Below are 18,604 nucleotides of genomic sequence, written 5' to 3'. Positions count from 1 at the left end.
ATGTATCGTATCGCTGTGTTACCTGGGGATGGCATTGGAAAAGAAGTGACAAAAGGAGCGGTAAATATTTTACAGGCGATTGGTGATCGTTTCGGCCATACGTTTCACTTTTCATACGGATTGATTGGCGGAGAAGCGATTGACCGTGAAGGAACACCGCTTCCAGAACAAACGCTTCATTTATGCAAACAAAGCGATGCGGTATTGCTTGGTGCAGTTGGGGGACCGAAATGGGATAATAATCCACCTCACGTTCGGCCAGAAAAAGGGCTATTGCAAATTCGGAAAGAAATGAATTTGTTTGCCAATATTCGTCCTGTTACGTTTTATGAGAGTCTAGCCGCTTCTTCTCCGCTTAAACCACATGTTATTGAAGGAGCAGACTTTGTCATCGTACGTGAGTTAACCGGAGGCTTGTATTTTGGGAAACCGAGTGGGCGACGCATAGAAAAAGGCGAAGAAGCTGTTGTTGATACGTTGTTTTATAAACGAGCAGAAATCGAGCGGATCATTACGTTTGCTTTTACACTTGCACAAAAGCGGAAGAAAAAAGTAACTTCTGTTGATAAAGCAAATGTGTTAGAGTCAAGTCGGATGTGGCGGGAAGTAGCTGAGCAAGTGGCTAAACGTTTTCCAGACGTTCAACTTGAACATATGCTTGTCGATAATGCTGCGATGCAACTCGTCCGCTCGCCAAAACAGTTTGACGTCATTGTCACAGAAAACATGTTTGGTGATATTTTAAGCGATGAAGCATCGATGTTAACCGGTTCGCTTGGCATGCTTCCATCGGCAAGCTTATCTGTTGACGGACCTGCATTATATGAACCAATTCATGGCTCTGCACCAGACATTGCAGGACAAAACAAAGCGAATCCGCTCGCAACGATTTTATCAGCAGCGATGATGCTTCGTTTATCATTTGGACTTACAGAAGAGGCGGATATCGTTGAACGAGCAGTCAAGCAAGTGTTAGATGCTGGGTATCGCACAGCTGACATCGCTAAACATGGCGATTGTGTATTATCAACGACAGAAATGGTCGAAAAAGTAAAAGATGCGATTTTAGATGATGTAGCGATTGAACGAATTATGCAAGTGTATGTGTAGGAGGGATGATGGTGGCGCCAAAGACGATTATTGAAAAAATTTGGGATGAACATGTTGTTTATCGTGAAGATGGAAAACCGGATTTATTATATATTGATTTACATCTCGTTCATGAGGTCACATCGCCGCAAGCGTTTGAAGGATTGCGGCAAAAAGGGAGAAAAGTGCGCCGCCCAGATTTAACGTTTGCGACGATGGATCATAATGTGCCAACGGTCAATCGTTTTGTCATTGAAGATGAAGTGGCGAAAAATCAAATGACGGCATTAGAGCGAAACTGTCGCGAGTTCGGCGTTCCGCTTGCCGATTTAAATAGTCCTGAACAAGGTATTGTTCATGTTATCGGTCCCGAACTTGGGTTGACACAGCCGGGGAAAACAATTGTGTGTGGGGATAGCCACACGTCTACACATGGCGCTTTTGGAGCATTAGCGTTCGGTATCGGAACGAGTGAAGTCGAACACGTACTAGCGACGCAAACGTTATGGCAACACCGTCCAAAGACGATGCAAGTGAACGTTACAGGCTCGTTAGCAACGGGCGTATCAGCAAAAGACGTCATTTTAGCGATCATTGGCAAGTTTGGTGTAGATTTCGGAACAGGATACGTGCTTGAGTTTACGGGAGATGTCATTCGTCGTATGTCGATGGAAGAGCGGATGACAATTTGTAACATGTCGATTGAAGCAGGTGCACGAGCTGGGTTAATTGCCCCAGATGACGTGACGTTTGCATATTTACGAGGAAGAAAATACGCTTCAAAAGGAGAGGCGTTTGAACAGGCGGTTGAAAAGTGGAAACAATTACGTACGGATGAAGGAGCGGTATATGATCGAGTCGTTCATATCGATGGAAGTGAAATTGCTCCAACAGTGACATGGGGAACAACGCCAGCGATGAGCTCTCCAATTGATGGAACGGTCCCTTATCCAGAACAGTTTGCGACAGAAACGGAACAAAAAGCGGTGCAGTTAGCGTTGGAATATATGGGGTTAAAACCAGGAATGAAAATGACGGATATTGCGGTGCAGCATGTGTTTATCGGATCATGTACAAACTCACGCATGAGCGATTTACGGGAAGCGGCGCAAATTGTAAAAGGAAAAAAAGTCGCACCAGGCGTCAGAGCGCTTGTCGTTCCGGGCTCGCAACAAGTAAAAAAACAAGCGGAAGAAGAAGGAATTGCGCAAATTTTTATTGACGCAGGTTTTGAATGGCGTGATTCGGGTTGTAGCATGTGTCTTGGAATGAATCCAGATACTGTTCCAGCCGGGGAACATTGCGCTTCAACGTCAAACCGCAATTTTGAAGGGAGACAAGGAAAAGGGGCGCGTACGCATCTTGTCAGTCCAGCAATGGCAGCCGCTGCTGCGATTTACGGACATTTTGTCGACGTGCGCACGTTATATCAAGAAGTGGTGAGATAGGAGGGGGAAAATTGGAACCATTCGTCGTTCATAAAGGAAAAGTAGCTGGCTTAGATCGAGCCAATGTAGATACCGATCAAATTATTCCGAAACAATTTTTAAAACGCATTGAACGCACCGGATTTGGTCGATTTCTTTTTCACGATTGGCGTTATTTGCCGGACGGAACACCAAACCCACATTTTGAGTTAAACCGTCCTGAAAACGAAGGAGCGACGATTTTAGTGGCAAACGAAAATTTTGGATGTGGTTCATCGCGCGAACACGCCCCTTGGGCGCTTGCGGATTACGGATTTCGTGCTATTATCGCTCCTTCGTTTGCCGATATTTTTTACAATAACTGTTTAAAAAATAGTTTGCTCCCTATTAAACTTCCAAAAGAAGATGTTGCTTATTTGTTAAAACAGGCGGAGCGGTCAGACTACGAGCTGACGATTTCGCTTGAACAACAAGTTGTTTTTGATGAAGAAGGATTTACGAGCTCGTTCGATATCGATCCGTATCGAAAACAGCTCCTTTTAAAAGGCTGGGATGAAATTGATTTAACATTTGTGTATGAGCCATATATTATCGCTTACGAAAAAGCACGCTCTTGACGACTCGTCGAGAGCGTTTTTCGTTGAGTTTGTCGGCAAACATTGCTACACTTAAAGACAAATGTGAACGAAGGTGAGTATATGTGAAAAATCGAAAAATCGTTCCGCATCCTTATTTAAAAGAGCGGTTGTTAGCGGAAGGAATGGATGCGTTAAAAGGAAAGCGATATAAAGAAGCGTATACGTATTTCATACAGTTAGAGCAACTTCAATTGCATGATGATGATGTGGAGATGGCACTTGTCGTTTGTTTGTTTGAAATGGGACAGGCAGAAGAAGCGAAAGAAAGATGTGAACAGCTGTTAGAGCGTGGCAAAGGGGATTGGGCGATATACATTTCGATGCTCGTTCATTTACAACAATACGACGAGGTGGTTGTAGTTATTCACAAACTTCAACGAAAAGGAATCGATTGCACTCCGTTTTTACCGCTCTTACAGTTTAGTGAAAAAATGATTCATTCGCATGACGATCATCTGACAAAACAATACGAATCGATTTTTCAAGGCAATGAATGGACGAAACAACTTCGTATCCTTCAGCAACTTGATTTGCGTCTCGTTTCACATCTAGTGCCAATATTCGTTCGTTATTTGCGTGATGAAGCGAAACACCCGATTGTGAAAACGACAATGTTACACATATTAAAGAGAGAACAAGTGACAGAACCGATGACCGTAAAAAAATTCGGTCAAACGATGACTGTTGTTCCAGTCGGAATTGATGAACAAAAACAAAAACAATGGACGAAACAAGTGCTTGACATTGTTGAACAAACGTGGTCGAAACAAAATCCGACAATGTATGAATGGTGTGAACAAATATGGCTTCGTTATATGTTTGTGATGTATCCATTTCTTCCAACAGAGTCGGCACAACAATGGGCGAATGCGCTATACACATATGTTGAGCAATGTGAAACAGGGCAAACGATATGGACAAATCCGCTCGTTTCCAAACTTTATGAAGCAGAAAAATTATGGCTCTCTGTTGAAAGTATATAATTGTATGGTATAATATAGTGGTTGTATTACACATAAAACCGTGTATGCCTACATATATGTAGTTCATTTACATGAATTTTTGAAGTTGGAGGGAAAGAAGCATGTCGGCGAAATGGGAAAAACTCGAAGGCAACCAAGGCGTTCTTACAGTAGAAGTAGACGCTGAAAAAGTGAATGAAGGATTAGATGAAGCGTTTAAAAAAGTAGTGAAAAAAGTACAAATTCCAGGATTCCGTAAAGGTAAAATTCCTCGCTCTTTATTTGAAAAACGTTTCGGCGTTGAATCATTGTACGCAGATGCGTTAGATATTTTATTGCCAGAGGCATACGCAAAAGCTGTTGAAGAAACAGGTATTGAACCAGTTGATCGTCCGGAAATCGACGTCGAGCAAATGGAAAAAGGAAAAAGCTTAATTTTCACTGCGAAAGTGACTGTGAAGCCAGAAGTAACACTTGGCCAATATAAAGGGCTTGAAGTTGAAAAGTTAGATGACACTGTAACAGATGAAGATGTAGAACAAGAATTAAAACGCTTGCAAGAGCGTCACGCTGAGCTTGTTGTGAAAGAAGAAGGAACAGTAGAAAACGGTGATACAGTTGTCATCGATTTCGAAGGATTCGTTGACGGTGAGGCGTTTGAAGGCGGCAAAGCGGAAAACTATTCCCTTGTCATCGGTTCAGGCACATTTATCCCAGGATTTGAAGAGCAATTAATCGGCATGGCTGCTGGGGAGGAAAAAGATATTGAAGTAACATTCCCAGAAGAATATCATGCAGAGCAATTAGCTGGTAAACCAGCGGTATTTAAAATTAAATTGCATGAAATTAAAACAAAACAACTTCCTGCGCTTGACGACGAATTTGCAAAGGATGTAGATGAAGAAGTCGAAACATTAGATGCGCTAAAAGAAAAAATTAAAGAGCGCTTAACAAAAGAGAAAAAAGAAGAAGCCGAAGCAGCACTTCGCGATGCGGTTGTTCAAAAAGCGACAGAAAACGCACAAATGGATATTCCAGAAGTGATGGTGAAAAATGAAACAGATCGCATGATTCGCGAGTTTGAACAACGTTTACAAATGCAAGGATTAAACCTTGACTTATACTATCAATTCTCTGGACAAGATGAAGCTGCACTTCGCGAACAAATGAAAGAAGAAGCAGAAAAACGTGTTCGCGTAACATTGACGCTTGAAGCGATCGTCAAAGCAGAAAACATCGACGTCACAGAAGAAGAAGTAGAAAAAGAATTGCAAGAAATGGCAAACTTATACAGCCTATCTGTTGATAAGTTAAAAGAGCTTTTAGGCACAGTGGACGGCTTAAAAGAAGATTTAAAAATGCGTAAAGCGATCGATTTCCTTGTCGAGAACAGCAAAGTTGTTGCATAATGAGAAGAGAAAGAACAAGGTGCATGATGTGCCTTGTTCTTTCCACATATAGTTGCAGTAATGGAAGTTTTCTAACTTTTCGTACACATTTACGTTTTTATTGGCATACTTTTAAAGATTTATGATAAAATGACGAATACATAACGTTTTTCTTTTTCGTGTACATATGATCGTAAAGAAATAAGGGGTGAAATCATGTTTAAGTTTAATGATGAAAAAGGGCAGTTAAAATGCTCGTTTTGCGGCAAAACGCAAGAACAAGTACGCAAACTTGTTGCTGGCCCAGGTGTATACATATGCGATGAGTGTATTGAATTATGCACAGAAATTGTGCAAGAAGAGCTTGGATCGGAAGAAGAAGTAGAGTTTAAAGATGTACCAAAGCCAAAGGAAATTCGTGACATTTTAGACGAGTACGTCATCGGACAAGACGAGGCGAAAAAAGCACTTTCTGTGGCGGTATACAACCATTATAAGCGCATTAATTCAAACAGCAAAATTGATGATGTCGAATTATCTAAAAGTAATATTTTAATGATCGGACCGACAGGAAGCGGAAAAACGTTGCTCGCTCAAACGCTTGCGCGCATTTTAAACGTACCGTTTGCGATTGCTGATGCGACATCGTTGACAGAAGCAGGGTATGTCGGTGAAGACGTCGAAAATATTTTATTAAAGCTCATTCAGGCTGCCGATTATGATATTGAACGGGCAGAAAAAGGAATTATTTACATTGATGAAATTGATAAAATTGCGCGCAAATCAGAAAACCCTTCCATTACGCGCGACGTATCAGGTGAAGGTGTACAGCAAGCGTTATTAAAAATTTTAGAGGGAACAATTGCAAGCGTGCCGCCACAAGGAGGACGAAAGCATCCGCATCAAGAGTTCATTCAAATTGATACGACGAACATTTTATTCATTTGTGGTGGAGCATTTGACGGATTAGAGCCGATTATTAAGCGCCGTCTCGGTAAAAAGGTGATCGGCTTTAGCTCAGATGTGCAAGCGGAAGTTGAAGAAAAAGATTTATTGTCTAAAGTGTTGCCAGAAGACTTATTAAAATTCGGATTAATTCCAGAGTTTGTGGGACGTCTTCCTGTGATTACAAGCTTACAACCGCTTGACGAAGACGCGCTTGTCGATATTTTAGTCAAACCGAAAAATGCGCTCGTAAAGCAATATCAAAAAATGCTCGAACTTGACGATGTCGAGCTTGAATTTGAAGAAGAGGCGCTTCGTGAAATTGCGAGACGTGCGATTGAGCGAAAAACAGGAGCGCGCGGTTTACGTTCAATCATTGAAGGCATTATGCTTGATGTCATGTTTGAATTGCCGTCGCGTGAAGATGTACAAAAATGCGTGATTACAGCAGAAACGGTGCGCGGAGAAAAAGCGCCGCTGCTTATTTTACAAGATGGAACAATTGTCGAGTACGAACGAAAAACATCTGCGTAAATGGAAAAAAGGTCGATTTTCCGAATCGGAAAGTCGATCTTTTTTTGTTTATTTCTCTCTTTGCTCGGAGATACTATGCGTACAATACATATGCAGGAGGAACGGCCATGAACTGGACAAACATTGCTCTACTTATTCAGTTGTTTTTCGGGATTATTATCGGCCTATATTTTTTGAACCTGTTAAAAAGTCAACGAACGCAAAAAATTTCGATCGATAAAGAAGCGAGAAAAGAGATGGAACAACTTCGGAAAATGCGTTCCATTTCACTCACGGAGCCGCTTGCTGAAAAAGTGCGTCCAAAAACGTTTGATGATATTGTTGGTCAAGAAGATGGCATAAAAGCATTAAAAGCGGCATTGTGTGGACCGAATCCGCAACATGTCATTATTTATGGACCACCAGGTGTTGGAAAAACAGCGGCCGCTCGTCTTGTATTAGAAGAAGCGAAAAAAAATCCGTTATCTCCATTTCGAAAAGATGCTGTTTTTATTGAATTAGATGCAACGACAGCACGCTTTGATGAGCGTGGTATTGCTGATCCGCTGATCGGTTCTGTGCACGATCCAATTTATCAAGGAGCGGGTGCGATGGGACAAGCTGGCATCCCACAACCGAAGCAAGGAGCGGTGACGAACGCACACGGTGGCATATTATTCATTGACGAAATTGGTGAATTGCATCCGATTCAAATGAACAAGTTGTTAAAAGTGTTAGAAGACCGAAAAGTATTTTTTGAAAGCGCGTATTACAGTGAGGAAAATCCAAATATTCCGAATCATATTCATGATATTTTTCAAAACGGATTACCGGCTGATTTTCGGCTCGTCGGCGCTACGACGCGCACGCCAAATGAAATACCGCCAGCGATTCGGTCACGCTGTATGGAAGTCTTTTTCAGAGAGTTAGAACAAGAAGAAATTTATAAAATTGTGGAAAAAGCAGCAGAAAAAGTAAACCTTCCGATTGAAGAACAAGCGGTTGATGAACTGGCGATGTATGCTCGCAACGGAAGGGAAGCGGTCAATACGTTACAAATCGCAGCTGGTATTGTCATTTCTGAGAAACGTTCTAAAATTTTACGTCAAGATATTGAATGGGTCATTCAATCAAGTCAATTATCGCCACGTTATGAGAAAAAAGTGGGACAGGAAGCGAAAGTTGGGTTAGTAAACGGATTAGCGGTTTACGGTCCGAATAGCGGATCGCTGTTAGAAATTGAAGTTGTAGCATTGCCAACGAAAGAAAAAGGGTCGATCAATATGACCGGTATTGTCGAAGAAGAACAAATTGGTGGTCAAGGCAAGTCGATTCGCCGAAAAAGTATGGCGCGCGGCTCGATTGAAAACGTCATTACTGTTTTACGTTCGCTCGGTGTGCCGGCAGATCAATACGATATTCATGTAAACTTTCCAGGTGGTGTCCCAATTGATGGTCCTTCTGCTGGTGTGGCGATGGCGGTTGGTATTTACTCTGCCATTTATCATTTACCGATTAATCCAACCATAGCGATGACAGGGGAAATTGGTGTACATGGCAACGTGAAGCCTGTTGGCGGCATTTTTCCAAAAGTAAAAGCAGCAAAACAAGCTGGAGCGAAAACCGTTATTATTCCGCGCGAAAATATGCAGTCGATTTTAAGACAAGTGACAGGTATTGAAATTGTTCCAGTCGATCACATTGGCGATGTTCTTTCTTTTTTATTTCACGAACACGTTCGTTCTATCCCGATGCGTCATCATTTACCGAAAACAGAGCTCATGTAAAGGCAATCGGCTTCAACCGAGCGTTGAAGTCGATTTTTTACGATGAAAGATTTTACAAACGATATAATGTACTATACAATAGGGCAATAGAAGTATGATGGAGGTGCGGGGTTGTGGCGAGAAAGAAAAATAAAGTCATTCCACTCTTGCCGTTAAGAGGATTACTTGTGTTTCCGACGACAGTATTACATTTAGACGTTGGGCGAGAAAAATCCGTACAAGCGTTAGAAAAAGCAATGGTTGAAGAAAATCTCGTGTTGTTAACATCCCAAAAAGATGTACAAATTGATGAGCCAGAACTTGAAGATGTATATGAAATGGGTACCATTGCCCGTGTGAAGCAGTTGTTAAAGCTGCCGAACGGAACGTTTCGTGTGCTCGTTGAAGGGATCTCGCGTGGAAAAGTAGTGAAGTGGGTCAGCGAAGAACCGTGTTACGTTGTGCAAGTGGAACAGTTTGTTGATAACGAAAAAGAAGATATGGAATTTGAAGCGTTGCGCCGAACGATGCTTGAATATTTTGAGCAGTACATCAAACTGTCGAAAAAATTATCTGCAGATATTTATACATCTGTCATGGACATTCAGCAAGCGGGACGAATGGCGGATATTATTGCGTCTCATTTGCCGTTAAAACTTGAAGAAAAGCAACGATTGCTTGAAGCGGTCGATGTGAAAGAACGCGTCCATCAAATCATTCAAATTCTTCATAATGAAAAAGAAATTTTGCATTTAGAAAAACGAATTAGCCAGCGCGTCAAACAATCGATGGAACGAACGCAAAAAGAATATTATTTACGCGAACAAATGAAGGCGATTCAAAAAGAGCTCGGTGAGAAAGAAGGAAAAGTTGGCGAGATTGATATGTTGCGTGAAAAAATTGAGCAAGCAGGCATGCCGGAACACGTGAAAGCAACGGCATTAAAAGAACTAGAACGATATGAAAAAGTGCCAGCTGCCTCTGCTGAAAGCGGAGTCATTCGCAACTATTTAGATTGGTTGTTGGCGTTGCCGTGGACAAAACAAACAGAAGATATTCACGATATTCATCGCGCTGAAAAAATTTTAAACGAAGAACATTACGGCCTTGAAACAGTAAAAGAACGCGTGTTGGAATATTTAGCTGTTCAGCAATTAACACATTCGTTGCGAGGGCCAATTCTTTGTTTAGTAGGTCCACCTGGTGTTGGAAAAACATCTCTTGCTCGTTCGATCGCAAAAACGTTAAATCGAAATTTTGTTCGTATATCGCTTGGTGGCGTGCGCGATGAATCAGAAATTCGTGGTCATCGTCGCACGTACGTTGGTGCTTTGCCAGGTCGTATTATTCAAGGAATGAAAAAAGCAGGAACGATTAACCCTGTATTTTTACTTGATGAAATTGATAAAATGTCGAGCGACTTTCGCGGTGATCCGTCTGCTGCACTATTGGAAGTGTTAGATCCGGAACAAAACCATTCGTTTAGCGATCATTATATTGAGGAGCCATATGACTTATCTAAAGTCATGTTTATTGCAACAGCGAATACGCTCGCAACAATTCCGCGCCCGCTGCTCGACCGAATGGAAGTCATCACGATTCCAAGCTATACGGAAATTGAAAAGCTGCATATCGCAAAGGAACATTTATTGCCAAAACAAATGGAAGCGCACGGTTTACAAAAACGAATGCTTCATATGCGCGATGAGGCGATGATGCAAGTTATTCGTTATTATACGCGTGAAGCAGGTGTGCGCAACTTAGAACGTCAGCTCGCTTCCATTTGCCGCAAAGCAGCGAAAACAATCGTATCAGAAGGGCGAAAACGAATTGTTATCACAGAAAAAAATGTGAGCGAGTTTTTAGGAAAACCGAAATATCATTACGGACAGGCGGAGAGCGAAGACCAAGTCGGCGTAGCGACAGGGCTTGCATATACGGCAGCTGGCGGAGATACGCTAGCGATTGAAGTGTCAATTGCGCAAGGAAAAGGGAAACTGACGTTGACGGGGCAATTGGGAGATGTGATGAAAGAATCTGCTCAAGCAGCATTTACATACATTCGCTCGAAAGCAAAACAATTAGGCATTGATCCAGAGTTTCATGAAAAACTAGACATTCACATTCACGTGCCAGAAGGGGCGGTACCAAAAGACGGTCCATCTGCAGGGATTACGATGGCAACAGCGCTCATTTCTGCTTTGACAGGGAAACCGGTCAGCCGCTTTGTCGGTATGACAGGAGAAATTACGTTACGCGGTCGCGTGCTTGCGATTGGCGGTGTGAAAGAAAAAGTGTTGAGCGCTCATCGCGCAGGGTTAAAAAAAGTCATTTTGCCGAAAGAAAACGAAAAAGATTTAGAAGATATTCCAGAGATCGTAAAAAAACAATTGCAGTTTGTTCTCGTTTCACATATTGATGATGTACTTGAACATGCTTTGGTAGGTGGAGATAAATGAAAATTACAAACGTAGAAATGGTCATTAGCGCTGTGAAGCCAGAACAATACCCAGCAGGCCAACTCTCGGAGTTTGCGCTTGCTGGGCGCTCGAATGTCGGAAAATCATCGTTTATTAACAAAATGATTAATCGGAAAAACTTTGCCCGTACGTCATCCAAACCGGGGAAAACACAAACATTAAACTTTTACCGCATTAATGATGCTTTTTATTTCGTTGACGTACCGGGGTATGGCTTTGCGAAAGTATCAAAAGCAGAGCGCGAAGCATGGGGAAAAATGATTGAAACGTATTTTACAACGCGCGAACAATTGAAAGCCGCGTTGTTGATTGTTGATTTGCGTCATCCTCCGACGAAAGATGATGTGATGATGTATGAGTTTTTAAAGCATTACAACATTCCGACGCTCGTCATTGCGACGAAAGCGGATAAAATTCCGCGTGGGAAATGGCAACAACATGCGAAAGTAGCAAAAGAAACATTGCGTCTCATCCCAGACGATGAACTTATTATTTTTTCAGCAGAAACAGGACAAGGGAAAGATGAGGCATGGGGCGCACTGCAAAAATGGGTATAAAGAAAAAATGTGGGTGAAATCGCCCACATTTTTTGTATAATTATCCTTTTTTCACGAACAATAAGTACAATCCAAGTAAAATGAACGCCAACGGCCAAATGTGGATGAGTGAATCAAACGTTACGGATGTTACCGCTTGTTGTAACGGATGAGAAAATAAAAAAATGAATGATAAAGCAAAAAGTAAAATGGTAGGAAGTAACGCTTGTTTCGTTTTTACGTATTGCAAAAATAAACCAAGCGCTATAATTAACGTCAATACGCTTATATCATCTGGCCACGATGAAAGACGAGAAGAAAGATGAAAATGAACGCCAACCCCTGTAAACACAACACCGGATAAAATGGCGGAATAATCTTTTCCGATGAACGCCTGACCTAAAAAAGCGATCCCGATAATGAACAGCAATGTTGACCACGTATGGAAAGATGGAAAAAGCAAAAAGCGTTCAAGTAAAAAGTACGTCCCAAAACCAATTAAAATGATGCCGGAAAAAATACCACGTTTTTTCATTGAAATTCCCCCAATTCCGTGCGACACTTAAAACAGCATCTGTTCACTAGTTTACTAAATGAGCGCCATTTAAGAAAGATCGAAAGTTGTCAAATTGTATTCACACTTTGTAAGGAAAAAACAACATAGACGTGCTATAATGAAATGAGATGACTTTAAACATTGGGGTGATGGGAAATGTATGTCGTTGTTGTCAGCGTGAACTATCGTACAGCCCCTGTCGAAATTCGTGAGAAATTGACGTTTAATCAAACGGAACTTGCTGAAGCGATGAAAGCGCTACAAGAGCAAAAAAGTATGTTAGAAAACGTCATTGTATCGACATGTAACCGGACGGAAATTTATGCGGTTGTCGATCAATTAAACACAGGGCGTTATTATATAAAAACATTTTTAGCGGATTGGTTTGGGCTTGATAAAGAACAAATCGCTCCGTATTTGCGCATTTATGAAGAACGTGAAGCGATTGAACATTTATTCCGCGTCGCCTGCGGTCTTGATTCTATGATTTTAGGCGAAACACAAATTCTTGGGCAAGTGCGCACAAGTTTTCTTTTAGCGCAACAAGAAAACACAATAGGCACGGTGTTTAAACAACTATTCAAACAAGCGATTACGCTTGCTAAACGAGCGCATGCGGAAACGGAAATCGGTGCAAATGCTGTATCTGTCAGCTATGCAGCGGTGGAACTGGCGAAAAAAATTTTTGGCGATTTAAAAAATAAACATGTGCTCGTGTTAGGCGCTGGAAAAATGGGTGAATTGGCGCTACAAAACTTGTACGGAAGCGGCGTCAAACGCGTGACGGTGGTGAATCGTACGTTTGAAAAAGCACAGCAGCTTGCCGAACGATTTAACGGAGATGCTAAGCCATTATCACAATTGCAATGCGCATTATTAGAGGCGGACATTTTGATTAGTTCGACGGGTGCAAAACAATATGTCATTACAAAAGAAACGATGGCAGTCATTGAAAAAATGCGCAAAGGGCGTCCGTTTTTTATGATTGATATTGCAGTGCCACGCGATTTAGATCCTGCGCTTGCTGAACTAGATAGCATCTTTTTATATGATATTGACGACTTACAAGATATTGTTGAAGCGAATTTAGCCGAACGGAAAAAAGCAGCGGAGCAAATTGAGCGCATGATTGCTGAGGAAATGGACGAGTTTCAACAATGGCTGCATATGCTTGGTGTCGTACCAATTATCGCAGCTTTGCGTGAAAAGGCGATGCTCATTCAAGAAGAGACGATGAAAAGCTTAGAACGAAAGTTGCCACATTTATCAGAACGAGATAAAAAAGTATTAAACAAGCATACGAAAAGTATCGTCAACCAATTGTTGCGCGATCCAATTTTGCGCGCAAAAGAATTGGCTGCAGAGGACAATGCAGAAGAAGCGCTTCAGTTGTTTATGAAAATTTTCAACATTGAACAGCAAGTGAAGCAGCAACAAAAAGAGATAAGCTGTGTTCACGAGCGAGCGGCAGAACCATCTTTTCAATCGTAAGGAAGAGCTAATATGTTTGACATGACGAGATGGTACGAACTCTCGCTTCTTTTACATGCATCGTCCGTTTTGTTTTATTTTATCGATTTTCTTCATCACAACCGGAAGGCAAATCGCATTGCTTTCGGGTTGCTTTCTATTGTTTGGGGGATGCAAACATTTTTCTTTTTTGCGAGAATGGTGGAGACAGGAAGATTTCCTGTTTTAACGCTTGCGGAGGGGCTGTCGTTTTACGCGTGGCTACTTATTACGTTATCGCTTGCGATTAACGGATGGCTGCGCGTTGATTTTCTCGTCTTTTTCACAAACGTATTAGCGTTTTTTATTCTTTCATTGCATACGTTCGCACCGACACCGTACACTGTTGGCATTGCAGAGCAATTGATGTCTGAACTGTTGTTTATTCATATTACGATGGCCATTTTATCGTATGGAGCGTTTTCGATTTCGTTTATGTTTTCCCTTCTATATTTACTTCAATATGAGTTATTGAAGAAAAAAAAGTGGGGAAAACGATTATGGCGGCTTGGCGATTTAGCTAAGTTTGACGATCTTTCCTATGTGTTAAACGGCGTCGGTGTTCCGGTACTATTATTAAGTTTAATTTTAGGCATTGTTTGGGCATATATGAAAGTAGATCATTTCGTTTTATATGATGCGAAAGTACTCGGTTCGTTTACTGTATTTGCAACATACAGTTTTTATTTATATAAGCGAGCTGTTCAAGGGATGCAAGGAAAAGAAATGGCATTTTGGAACATTGGCTCCTTTCTAATTTTACTAATTAATTTCTTTTTGTTTGGTACGTTATCGCAATTTCATTTTTAGCGATTGTTGGAGGAAAGAAAGATGAGAAAAATTATTGTTGGTTCGCGTCGAAGCAAGTTAGCGCTAACCCAAACAAACTGGGTCATTGAACAACTGAAACAACTCGGTGCCCCGTTTGAATTTGAAGTGAAAGAAATCGTCACAAAAGGTGATCAAATTTTACATGTGACGTTATCGAAAGTAGGGGGCAAAGGACTGTTTGTAAAAGAAATTGAACAGGCGATGCTAGATGGCGAAATTGATTTTGCAGTTCATAGTATGAAAGATATGCCTGCTGTTTTACCAGACGGATTAATGATCGGATGCGTACCGAAGCGTGAAGATCATCGCGATGTGCTCATTTCGAAAGGTCATGTTCCGTTTGAAAAACTGCCAGGCGGGGCGGTTGTTGGAACGAGCAGTTTACGACGTTCCGCGCAACTGTTAGCCGTTCGTCCAGATTTACAAATCCAATGGATTCGCGGCAACATCGATACGCGCTTAAACAAGCTAAAAACGGATGCGTACGACGCCATTATATTGGCTGCTGCTGGGTTGCATCGCATGGGTTGGGCAAAAGAAGTAGTTACTCAATATTTACCAACGGACATATGTGTCCCGGCGGTTGGACAAGGGGCGTTGGCGATTGAGTGTCGAGAAAATGATGAGGAATTATTGCATTGGTTAAATAAGTTAACCGATGAACAAACGGAACGCGCTGTGCGCGCCGAACGGGCATTTTTACAGCGCATTGAAGGTGGTTGTCAAGTACCTGTTGCTGGATATGCATATGTTGATGGAGATGTCGTCGTCCTTACAGCCCTCGTTGCTACGCCGGATGGAACAGAAGTGTTAAAAGAAATTGTGCGCGGAACAGAGCCAGAACAAGTGGGGATCGAAGCGGCACAACGTTTAATTGAACGTGGTGCAAAACAATTGATTGCTCGTGTGTTAAAGGAGATGCAATAAATGCTTAAGGGGAAAAGGGTGCTTGTAACGCGTGAGAAAGCGCAAGCAAAAGCGTTGTCGCAAACGTTGGAACGATACGGTGCGATTCCAGTTGAATTGCCGTTAATTCGCATTGGACGAGCGAAACAAGCGGATCATAACTTATTGCATGAATGGTATACGTTTGATTGGATTATTTTCACAAGCCAAAACGGAGTCAAATATTTTTTTGAGACGGTGAAAGACGTTCAGCCACCCACGTGGCCGAAAGTAGCTGCGGTAGGAGAAAAAACAGCGAAATCATTGCAAAAGCGGAACGTTACTGTCGATTTGATTCCAAACGAATTTGTTGCCGAAAGCTTATCGGAAACGTTACAACCTTTGCTTTCTACCGACACGCGCGTGTTGCTTGTGAAAGGAAACTTAGCGCGCGATACGTTGCGAGAACAATTAAGTAACATGGCAGACGTGACAGAGTGGGTCGTGTACGAAACGACATACAATGAAGAAGCAAAGCCACAACTCATAAATTTGCTTTGCCACCGAATGATTGATGTCGTTACGTTTACAAGCTCATCGACAGTACATAGTTTTGCGCAAGCAATCACAGGAGAAAACGTCGATTTGTCTTTCGTCACAATTGCATGTATCGGTCCGATCACGAAACAAACAGCTCTTGATTTAGGCATTCCTGTTCACGTTTGTCCACATACATATACGATAGATGCAATGATTGAAGAACTTAATCAATACTTTACAAGGGGTGAATAATATGCAATTTGCACGTCATCGTCGTCTGCGTCAAACAGCCAACTTACGAGCGATCGTACGTGAAACACATCTGCATATAGAAGATTTGATTTATCCGATCTTTGTCGTCGAAGGGGAAGAAATAAAAAATGAAGTACCTTCGATGCCCGGCGTGTATCAACAGTCGCTTGATTATGCGCTTGAAGACGTGCGTGAAGCGGTTCAATTAGGTGTACGTTCTATTATTGTATTTGGTGTACCAAACGAGAAAAACGAGATCGCTTCACAAGCATATTGTGAACAAGGAATTGTTCAACGCGCTATTCGAGCTATAAAAAATGCGTTTCCGGAACTTGTCGTTATTGCGGATACATGTTTATGCCATTATACGAGCCACGGTCATTGTGGCATCGTAGAAAACGGAACCATTGTTAATGATGACACGCTTGCATTATTAGCGAAAACAGCGGTAAGCCAAGCGAAAGCTGGAGCGGACATTATCGCACCGTCTAATATGATGGACGGATTTGTCGCAGCGATTCGCCAAGCGTTAGATGAAGAAGGATTCACATATGTACCGATCATGTCTTATGCGGTGAAATACGCTTCGGCATTTTACGGCCCATTTCGAGATGCAGCGCATAGTGCCCCGCAGTTTGGCGATCGAAAAACGTATCAAATGGATCCGGCTAATCGTCTAGAAGCGTTTCGTGAAGCGCAAGCGGATGTAGATCAAGGAGCCGACTTTTTAATGGTGAAACCAGCGCTAGCGTATTTAGATATTATTCGCGATTTGAAAAACCATTTCCATTTGCCGATTGTCGCTTATAACGTAAGCGGAGAGTATGCGATGGTAAAAGCAGCCGCTCAAAACGGCTGGATTGATGAAAAAGCAGTTGTACTGGAAATGTTAACGAGCATGAAACGAGCAGGAACGGATTTAATTTTAACGTATTTTGCAAAAGACGTTGCTCGTTGGTTAAAGGAGGATAAATAATGCGTAGCTATGAACGTTCAAAAGCGGCATATGCCGAAGCCGTAAAGCTTATGCCTGGCGGTGTAAACAGTCCAGTGCGCGCATTTAAAGCGGTGAAAATGGATCCAATTTTTATGGCGCGAGGAAAAGGCTCAAAAATTTATGACATTGACGGCAACGAATACATTGATTACGTCTTATCTTGGGGACCGCTTATTTTAGGTCACGCAAACGATCAAGTTGTCGAGGCGCTCAAACGGGTAGCAGAGACAGGTACAAGTTTTGGAGCGCCGACGTTAATTGAAAATGAACTTGCTAAACTTGTCATGGAGCGCATGCCGTCTATTGAAATCATTCGCATGGTAAGCTCAGGAACAGAAGCGACGATGAGCGCTCTTCGCCTAGCGCGCGGTTATACAGGACGAAATAAAATTGTAAAGTTTGAAGGCTGTTATCATGGTCATGGAGATTCACTTTTAATTAAAGCAGGGTCAGGTGTTGCGACGCTCGGTTTGCCGGATAGCCCAGGGGTGCCGGAAACAGTTGCCCAACATACGATTACTGTACCGTACAACGACTTACAAAGTGTGCGATATGCGTTTGAAAAGTTCGGTAAAGATATTGCGGCAGTTATTGTCGAACCTGTTGCAGGAAACATGGGAATCGTTCCGCCAGAGCCAGGCTTCTTACAAGGTTTACGGGATGTGACGAACGAATACGGTGCGCTTCTTATTTTTGATGAAGTGATGACAGGTTTCCGTGTTGACTATTATAGCGGCCAAGGATATTACGGTGTCACCCCTGATTTAACATGTCTTGGAAAAGTCATCGGTGGTGGGCTACCAGTCGGTGCGTATGGTGGTCGGGCTGATATTATGGAGAAAATTGCGCCGAGCGGTCCGATTTATCAAGCGGGTACGTTATCAGGAAATCCGATGGCGATGACAGCAGGGTATGAAACGTTGCGTCAGTTGACGCCAGAAACGTATGAGCAGTTTAAGAAAAAAGCGAATCGCTTAGCGGAAGGATTAAGCGAAGCGGCAAAAGCATATAACATTCCACATACGATTAACCAAGCTGGTTCGATGATCGGCATGTTCTTTACAAATGAGCGTGTCATCAATTACGAAACAGCGAAAACATCCGATTTAGACTTATTTGCTCGTTATTATCAAGAAATGGCGAACGAAGGCATTTTCTTGCCACCGTCGCAGTTTGAAGGCATGTTTTTATCGACTGCACATACCGATGAAGATATCGAAAAGACAATTGAAGCGGCGCGCCGTGCGTTTGCGAAAATTAGCGATTGCCTATAAGGCATCGCTTTTTTTA

The 18,604-nt window shown here is 42.2% G+C and carries 16 protein-coding genes; 15 read left to right on the top strand and 1 reads right to left on the bottom strand.

From position 1 onward, the window contains the following. The 9 genes from leuB (at position 1) to yihA (ending at position 11,765) form a co-directional block, all read left to right on the top strand. Positions 1 to 1,110: a 3-isopropylmalate dehydrogenase gene (leuB, locus tag ASC42_RS00140; RefSeq protein ID WP_055440016.1), complete on the top strand. Its 1,110-nt coding sequence runs from the start codon at positions 1 to 3 to the stop codon at positions 1,108 to 1,110. Positions 1,111 to 1,121: 11 nt separating this feature from the next. After that, positions 1,122 to 2,537 carry a 3-isopropylmalate dehydratase large subunit gene (leuC, locus tag ASC42_RS00135; RefSeq protein ID WP_055440015.1) on the top strand — a complete coding sequence of 472 codons (1,416 nt, stop codon included), beginning with the start codon at positions 1,122 to 1,124 and terminating at the stop codon, positions 2,535 to 2,537. 11 nt (positions 2,538 to 2,548) lie between these two features. Further along, complete coding sequence (gene leuD, locus ASC42_RS00130) at positions 2,549 to 3,133, top strand: 3-isopropylmalate dehydratase small subunit (protein WP_055440014.1); 585 nt, start codon at positions 2,549 to 2,551, stop codon at positions 3,131 to 3,133. A gap of 83 nt (positions 3,134 to 3,216) precedes the next feature. Then, positions 3,217 to 4,137: a DUF3196 family protein gene (locus tag ASC42_RS00125; protein ID WP_055440013.1), complete on the top strand. Its 921-nt coding sequence runs from the start codon at positions 3,217 to 3,219 to the stop codon at positions 4,135 to 4,137. A gap of 101 nt (positions 4,138 to 4,238) precedes the next feature. Then, positions 4,239 to 5,525, top strand: a complete 1,287-nt coding sequence (tig, locus tag ASC42_RS00120) for a trigger factor (protein ID WP_032100248.1) — start codon at positions 4,239 to 4,241, stop codon at positions 5,523 to 5,525. Positions 5,526 to 5,720: 195 nt separating this feature from the next. Next, a complete protein-coding gene (gene clpX / locus ASC42_RS00115) occupies positions 5,721 to 6,983 on the top strand; it encodes an ATP-dependent protease ATP-binding subunit ClpX (RefSeq protein WP_055440012.1) in 1,263 nt (420 codons plus the stop codon). Between the two features lie 107 nt (positions 6,984 to 7,090). Beyond that, positions 7,091 to 8,749 carry an ATP-dependent protease LonB gene (gene lonB, locus ASC42_RS00110; protein WP_055440011.1) on the top strand — a complete coding sequence of 553 codons (1,659 nt, stop codon included), beginning with the start codon at positions 7,091 to 7,093 and terminating at the stop codon, positions 8,747 to 8,749. Between the two features lie 113 nt (positions 8,750 to 8,862). Then, positions 8,863 to 11,187 carry an endopeptidase La gene (lon, locus tag ASC42_RS00105; RefSeq protein WP_055440010.1) on the top strand — a complete coding sequence of 775 codons (2,325 nt, stop codon included), beginning with the start codon at positions 8,863 to 8,865 and terminating at the stop codon, positions 11,185 to 11,187. Next, entirely contained in the window at positions 11,184 to 11,765 is a 582-nt protein-coding gene (gene yihA / locus ASC42_RS00100; protein WP_055440009.1) for a ribosome biogenesis GTP-binding protein YihA/YsxC, read from the top strand. The genes lon and yihA overlap by 4 nt, the downstream gene beginning before the upstream one ends. Before the next feature lie 40 nt (positions 11,766 to 11,805). On the opposite strand, the gene ASC42_RS00095 is transcribed toward yihA, so the two are convergent. Next, on the bottom strand, positions 11,806 to 12,279 hold the full coding sequence (locus ASC42_RS00095; RefSeq protein ID WP_055440008.1) for a hypothetical protein: 474 nt from the start codon (positions 12,277 to 12,279) through the stop codon (positions 11,806 to 11,808). Between the two features lie 177 nt (positions 12,280 to 12,456). Between ASC42_RS00095 and hemA the strand changes: the two genes are divergently transcribed. The 6 genes from hemA to hemL are packed head-to-tail and all read left to right on the top strand — an operon-like array spanning position 12,457 to position 18,588. Continuing rightward, entirely contained in the window at positions 12,457 to 13,791 is a 1,335-nt protein-coding gene (gene hemA, locus ASC42_RS00090) for a glutamyl-tRNA reductase (RefSeq protein WP_055440007.1), read from the top strand. A 12-nt stretch (positions 13,792 to 13,803) separates the two neighbouring features. Next, positions 13,804 to 14,619, top strand: coding sequence for a cytochrome C assembly family protein (locus ASC42_RS00085; protein WP_055440006.1), 816 nt, complete (start codon positions 13,804 to 13,806; stop codon positions 14,617 to 14,619). A gap of 21 nt (positions 14,620 to 14,640) precedes the next feature. Continuing rightward, positions 14,641 to 15,567, top strand: a complete 927-nt coding sequence (gene hemC / locus ASC42_RS00080; protein WP_055440005.1) for a hydroxymethylbilane synthase — start codon at positions 14,641 to 14,643, stop codon at positions 15,565 to 15,567. Next, positions 15,568 to 16,317 (top strand): uroporphyrinogen-III synthase, encoded by a 750-nt coding sequence (locus tag ASC42_RS00075; RefSeq protein ID WP_055440004.1) that lies wholly within the window; start codon positions 15,568 to 15,570, stop codon positions 16,315 to 16,317. Further along, the gene (gene hemB / locus ASC42_RS00070) at positions 16,310 to 17,293 is read left to right on the top strand and encodes a porphobilinogen synthase (protein WP_141653475.1); all 984 of its coding nucleotides are present in this window, start codon (positions 16,310 to 16,312) and stop codon (positions 17,291 to 17,293) included. The genes ASC42_RS00075 and hemB overlap by 8 nt, the downstream gene beginning before the upstream one ends. Further along, entirely contained in the window at positions 17,293 to 18,588 is a 1,296-nt protein-coding gene (gene hemL, locus ASC42_RS00065) for a glutamate-1-semialdehyde 2,1-aminomutase (protein ID WP_055440002.1), read from the top strand. The genes hemB and hemL overlap by 1 nt, the downstream gene beginning before the upstream one ends. The last annotated feature ends 16 nt before the right edge of the window (positions 18,589 to 18,604 follow it).

This window comes from Anoxybacillus suryakundensis, assembly GCF_001418025.1.
Classification (GTDB): Bacteria; Bacillota; Bacilli; order Bacillales; family Anoxybacillaceae; genus Anoxybacillus; species Anoxybacillus tengchongensis.
The sequence above is the reverse complement of the archived record's forward strand: the minus strand, read 5'-3'. Positions and strand labels throughout refer to the sequence as shown.